Genomic DNA, 6,000 nt, shown 5'->3' on the forward strand with positions numbered 1-6,000 from the left:
GCTTGGTCCGAATAGCGTTGATTTGCCTGGGGCTGGCGCCATAAGAGTGCGCCAATGCACCGCCGGCGACTGTGTGCGCCGCACAACTAGAGGCATTCCCTAGTCGGGCCGGCAAAGAGGCTTCAGTGACAATTCCACTACACAACCCGTACACAAGGCCGGCATGTGACTTGCACCGGGGCTGGGTCTATCGATCGGAAAGTGAAAATGTTCATCGGCTTACGAGGCTTACGAGGCCGGCATGTGACTTGCACCGGGGCTGGGTCTATCGATCAACTGACTTCGACAGAGGAGTGAAAATGTTCAAGCGAAACAAGCTGAGCGCGGCCGCCTTGCTGGCCATGAGCAGCGTGCTGTCCATGGGCGCATGGGCGCAGCAAACCCAGCGCATCGAGATCACCGGTTCGGCGATCAAGCGCATCGACGCCGAGACATCCGTCCCTGTGACGGTGATCAAGATTGACGACCTGAAGGCCCAGGGCGTCACGTCGGTCGAGCAGATCATGCAGAACCTGAGCGCGGTGCAGCTCACGGTGAATGCGGCGCAGGCCATCGGCTCGGGCAGCGGCGGCGCGACCTTCGCCGACGTGCGCGGCATCGGCCAGGACAAGACGCTGGTGCTGCTTAACGGCGAGCGCATCGCCAACAACGCGGTCGATGGCTCGGCGCCTGACCTCAACATGATCCCGTTCGCGGCGATCGAGCGCATCGAAGTGCTGCGCGACGGCGCCTCCTCGCTGTACGGCACCGACGCGATCGGCGGCGTGATCAACTTCATCACCAAGCGCAATTTCGCCGGTGGCACGGTCTCGGTGGGCTACGACTCGCCGCAGCATCCCGGCGGCAAGGTCACCAGCGCCAACGTCGGTTTCGGCTACGGCGACCTGGACAAGCAGGGCTTCAACGTCTTCGGCTTCGTCAGCGGTCGCAAGGAAGACGTCATCAACGGCATGCAGCGCGACTTCAACAAGCGCATCGTCGGTGGCCTGTCGAACAGCACGGATCCTGCCAACTACACGCAGGACTTCTCCGCCCTGTACAACCCGGCCGCGCCGGGTTGCTCCGGCACTGCGCTGATCCCGGTCAATGGCGGCACGCAGTGCAAGATCGTGACGCCGAGCTTCGTCGACTTCTCGCCGAAGTCCGAGACGATTTCCGCGATGGTGAAGGGCACGCTGCGCGTCAGCAGCGCGCTCGACCTCGGTCTCGAGGCCTTTGCCACGCAGAACAAGGTGACGACCCAGATCGCCCCGGTGCCTTACGGCGGCTATCTGATGAACCCGACGATGCCGAACGGGCAGCCCAACCCGTACTACCCGAAGACGCACGTCGACCCCACCTTCGACGATGGCACGGCAGGCGCAGCCGCCTTCAATCCGTCCAGCGCCTTCCCGCACCCCGTCGATGTGCAGCCGGGCTTCGTCTACGTCTTCTGGCGTGACTTCCCGAACGGTTCGCGCGCGCAGACCAACAAGAACACCCAGAGCCGGATCATGTTCTCGGCCGACGGCTCTGCGGCCGGCTGGGACTATTCGGCCAAGGTCTCCTACAACAAGAACCAGGTCGACCAGAACCTGGTCGGCGGCTACGGCAACGGCGACATCATCGGCGAAGGCCTGCTGGAAGGCGTGATCAACCCCTTCGGCGCCCAGAGCGCCGCCGGCAGCGCGCTGCTGGATTCGGCCCTGCTGACCGGCATGCTGCAAACCGCCACCGGCAAGGTGACGATCGCCAAGGCCAGCGCCAGCCGCGAACTCGGTGACTGGCTTGGCGCCGGCCGCCCGGTCCAGCTGGCCATTGGCGCGGAGTACCGCAAGGAAGACTTCGTCTCGAAGGCCAACACGCCGTTTGCGGAACTGGTGTCGGCTTCGACGGGCCTGGATCCGACCTTCATCGCCGAAGGCAAGCGCAACGTGACGGCCGTGTTCGCGGAAGTCAATGTTCCGCTGATGAAGACCCTGGATGTCACCGGCTCCGTCCGCTACGACAAGTACAGCGACTTCGGCAACACCACGAACCCGAAGCTGAGCTTCCGCTTCCAGCCGATGAAGCAAGTGCTGATCCGCGGCTCCGCCTCCACCGGCTTCCGTGCGCCGACGCTGTTCGAGCTGTACGGTTCGCAGTCGTACACCAACACCGCGGGCAACTTCAACAACCCGATCAACTGCCCGGGCGGCACGCCGATCCCCGGCGCCTCGGCGGGTGCCAACTGCGCGGTGCAGTTCCAGGTGCTCAACGGTGGCAACGTCGACCTGAAGCCGGAAGAGTCGAAGAACTACACGCTGGGTGCGGTGTTCGAGCCGATCAACAACCTCAGCGCTGGCGTCGACTTCTGGTGGCTGAAGATCACGAACTCCATCTCGTCGCTGCCGCAGTCGACGCTGTTCGCGAACTACAACCAGTTCCAGCAGTACTTCCACTTTGCCCCGGGCAACCTGCTGTCGATCACCAGCAACTGCCCTGGCTCCAAGTGCGGCTACGTCGACCAGCGCCTGCAGAACCTGGGCGGTACCAATACCAGCGGTATCGACCTGAGCCTGCAGTACCGCCTGCGCACGGAGATCGGCCAGTTCGATACCGCGCTGAACAGCACCTACGTCACCAAGTACGAGTACCAGGACTACCAGGGTGGGCCGTTCAACCAGAACGTCGGCGTGTACGTCGGCAATGGTCCGGTGTTCCGCTGGCAGCACAACCTGACCTTCAACTGGAGCAAGGGCGCGTTCTCGGCAGGTCTGGCGGCCCACTACAAGTCGGGCTACCTGGACTTCATCCCGACGAACACCGTCGGCGACTTCACCACGGTGGACATCTTTGGCAGCTGGCAGCCGATCAAGGCCGCGACGCTGACCTTCGGTATCCGTAATGTGGGCGACAAGGCGCCGCCGTTCACCAACCAGGCGGACCTGTTCCAGTCGGGTGGCTGGGATTCGCGCTTCGCAACCGCGATCGGCCGCACCTACTACGTGCGCGGCTCGTACTCGTTCTGACGCGCCAGAAGTGCGATGGGCGCAAGCCCATCGAACAACAGAAAGGGGAGCCGAGGCTCCCCTTTTTTCTTGATCACGCCCCAGTCGCTGACGCCTTACTTCGGCGCCATCCGGATCGCCCCATCCAGCCGGATCACCTCGCCATTGAGCATGTCGTTGGTGATGATCTGGTGCACCAGCTTTGCGTAGTCCTCGGGCTTGCCCAGGCGGCTGGGGAAGGGCACGCTGGCGGCCAGCGCGTCCTGCACGTCCTGCGGCATCGAGAACAGCATCGGCGTGCCGAAGATGCCGGGCGCAATCGTCATCACGCGGATGCCGTTGCGCGCCAGATCGCGCGCGATCGGCAGCGTCATGCCGACCACGCCACCCTTGGAAGCCGCATAGGCGGCCTGGCCGATCTGGCCGTCGTAGGCGGCGACGCTGGCGGTGTTGACGATCACGCCGCGCTCGCCAGTGGACTCGGGCGCGTTCTTGCACATGGCTTCCGCCGCCAGGCGGATCATGTTGAAGGTGCCGATCAGGTTGACGCCGATCACCTTGCTGAAGCTGGCCAGCGGGTGGGCGCCGTTCTTGCCGACGGTCTTGATCGCCGGTGCGATGCCGGCGCAGTTGACCAGGCCGCACAACTTGCCGAGCGCCAGCGCCTGGGCCACCACGGCCTGGCCATCGGCCTCCTGGCTGACGTCGCAGCGCACGAAGGCGCCGCCGAGTTCCTTGGCCAGCGCCTCGCCCTTGTCGGCCTGCAGGTCGGCGATGACGACCTGGGCGCCTTCACGCGCCAGCATGCGCGCCGTACCCTCGCCGAGGCCGGAGGCGCCGCCGGTGACGATGAAGACCTTGCCTTGAATCTCCACCTCAGCCCTCCAATGCGGCCATGGCCCGCGCGGTGATCTCGTCCACCGTGCCGAGACCGAGGATCTTGCGATAACGAGGTGCCTGAGCGTCACCGGTGGCGCTCCAGGCCGAGTAGTAGTCGACCAGCGGGCGGGTCTGGCTCTGGTAGACCGCCAGGCGCTTGCGCACGGTGTCTTCCTTGTCGTCGTCGCGCTGGATCAGGTCTTCGCCGGTCACGTCGTCCTTGCCGGCCACCTTGGGCGGATTGAACTTGACGTGGTAGCTGCGACCCGAGGCCACGTGGAACAGCCGGCCGGTGATGCGTTCGACGATCGCGCTGTCGGGCACGTCGATCTCCAGCACCACGTCGAGCTTGACGCCGGCGGCCTTCATCGCGTCGGCCTGCGGGATGGTGCGCGGGAAGCCGTCGAACAGGAAGCCCTTGGCGCAATCCGGCTGCGCGATGCGTTCCTTCACGAGGCCGATGATGATGTCGTCGCTGACGAGACCACCCGCATCCATCACCTTCTTGGCCGCCACGCCCAGCGGCGTGCCGGCCTTGACGGCCGCGCGCAGCATGTCGCCGGTGGAGATCTGCGGTATGCCGTACTTCTGGCAGATGTAGGCCGCCTGTGTGCCTTTGCCTGCGCCGGGTGCCCCCAACAGAATCAGTCTCATCCGTTCCTCGATGGTTTTGTGATGTGGCTGCCACGGGGTCGGGCCAAGCAGGCCGGTGCGGCAGAACGTTCGAATCCTGTCGATTATCGCGCGAGGGTCCCTGCGCGAAACTGACGGCCGCCGCGGTGGTCGTCAGGCGGCGCCGGAGGCGCTGGCGGCGAACAGTGCGCGCACCCGCGCCAGGTCTTCCGGGGTGTCGACACCCGGGCCGGGGCGAGCCGTGCTCACGTGAACGGCAATGCGTTCCCCGTGCCACAGCACGCGCAACTGCTCCAGCGCCTCGGTTTGCTCGAGCGGCGCCTGGGCCAGGCCCGGAAAGCCCCGCAGAAAGCGGGCGCGGTAGGCGTACAGGCCGACATGGCGCAATGGCGCCGGCATGGGCAGGCGGCTGATGCCGTTGGCGAACCCATCGCGCCACCAGGCAATGGGTGCGCGAGAGAAGTACAGCGCTCGATGCTGTGAATCGAGCACCACCTTCACGACATTTGGATTGGCGAACTCGGCGACATCGTCGATCGCGTGGGCCACGGTGGCCATCACGCAATCGGGTCGGTCGCGCAGCAGCGCGGCGCAGGCATCGATCATCGAGGCGCCGATCAGCGGCTCGTCGCCCTGCACGTTCAGCACCAGGTCCTCGCCGTCCAGGCCCAGGATCGTGCAGGCTTCGGCCAGGCGGTCGCTGCCGCTCGGATGATCCGGGCGCGTCAACACGGCCTGAACGCCATGGGCGGCGCAGGCCTCGGTGATGCGGGCATCGTCGGCGGCCACCACCACGCGCTCGGCCGCGCTGGCGCGTGCAGCCTGGGCCACGCGCACGATCATCGGCAGGCCGGCAATGTCGGCCAAGGGCTTGTTCGGCAGGCGCGAACTGGCCATCCGCGCTGGGATCAGGACCGTGAAACCCATCGCCGTCGCGATCAGGGCTGCATCGGGGCGGGCACGCTGTCGGCCTCGATGCCGCGCGCTTCGCTCTCCAGCATGATCGGGATGCCGTCGCGGATCGGGAAGCCCAGCCGATCGGCCGGGCACTGCAGTTCGCGGGGCTGGTTCTGCGCATCGCGCGCCAGCGTCAACGGGCCCTTGCACAAGGGGCAGACCAGCAGTTCGATCAGTCGATGATCCAGGCTCATGGCGAGGGCGGCGGCAGCTCGCGCTGCAGCGCGGTGGTGAAGTCAGAAGGCAGGGCGAAGTCTAGCGTCGCGACCCAGACGCGGGTGCTGCCGGTGCGCTGCGGCTTGATCTTCACGGCATCCTTCTCGGTCAGGATGACGTCGGGCGTGCCGACTGGCCAGGGCAGGGTGGCGTAGTCGAAATGGTCGGGCAAGGGCAGGGTCTGGATGTCCAGTCCCTGCGCCCGCAGCATCGCGAAGAACCCGTCGGGCTTGGCCAGCCCGGCAACGGCCAGCAGCGGCCGGTCGCGCAGGCGCACCACGCGGCTGGTGACGGCCTCGGTCACCCACCAGTCCTGCAGCGAGCAGATGGTGCCCAGGCGCCGCCA

The 6,000-nt window shown here is 66.0% G+C and carries 6 protein-coding genes; 1 reads left to right on the forward strand and 5 read right to left on the reverse strand.

Annotated features, from left to right (window positions below; all coding sequences use genetic code 11):
- Nucleotides 1-299: 299 nt before the first annotated feature.
- Nucleotides 300-2,990, forward strand: a complete 2,691-nt coding sequence (locus tag ACILR4_RS20025; protein WP_395702638.1) for a TonB-dependent receptor — start codon at nt 300-302, stop codon at nt 2,988-2,990.
- Nucleotides 2,991-3,085: 95 nt separating this feature from the next.
- On the opposite strand, the gene ACILR4_RS20030 is transcribed toward ACILR4_RS20025, so the two are convergent.
- From ACILR4_RS20030 to ACILR4_RS20050, 5 genes are all read right to left on the reverse strand, one after another.
- Entirely contained in the window at nt 3,086-3,844 is a 759-nt protein-coding gene (locus ACILR4_RS20030) for a 3-hydroxyacyl-CoA dehydrogenase (RefSeq protein ID WP_395702639.1), read from the reverse strand.
- 1 nt (nt 3,845) lies between these two features.
- Nucleotides 3,846-4,502, reverse strand: coding sequence for an adenylate kinase (gene adk / locus ACILR4_RS20035; RefSeq protein ID WP_395702640.1), 657 nt, complete (start codon nt 4,500-4,502; stop codon nt 3,846-3,848).
- Nucleotides 4,503-4,634: 132 nt separating this feature from the next.
- Nucleotides 4,635-5,408, reverse strand: a complete 774-nt coding sequence (gene kdsB, locus ACILR4_RS20040) for a 3-deoxy-manno-octulosonate cytidylyltransferase (RefSeq protein WP_395702641.1) — start codon at nt 5,406-5,408, stop codon at nt 4,635-4,637.
- Nucleotides 5,409-5,419: 11 nt separating this feature from the next.
- A complete protein-coding gene (locus ACILR4_RS20045) occupies nt 5,420-5,626 on the reverse strand; it encodes a Trm112 family protein (RefSeq protein WP_395702643.1) in 207 nt (68 codons plus the stop codon).
- Between the two features lie 2 nt (nt 5,627-5,628).
- Nucleotides 5,629-6,000: tetraacyldisaccharide 4'-kinase (locus ACILR4_RS20050; protein ID WP_395702642.1), on the reverse strand; the 372-nt coding region annotated here is incomplete at its 5' end.

Origin of the sequence: Aquabacterium sp. (assembly GCF_044226965.1) — a bacterium.
Classification (GTDB): Bacteria; Pseudomonadota; Gammaproteobacteria; order Burkholderiales; family Burkholderiaceae_C; genus Pseudaquabacterium.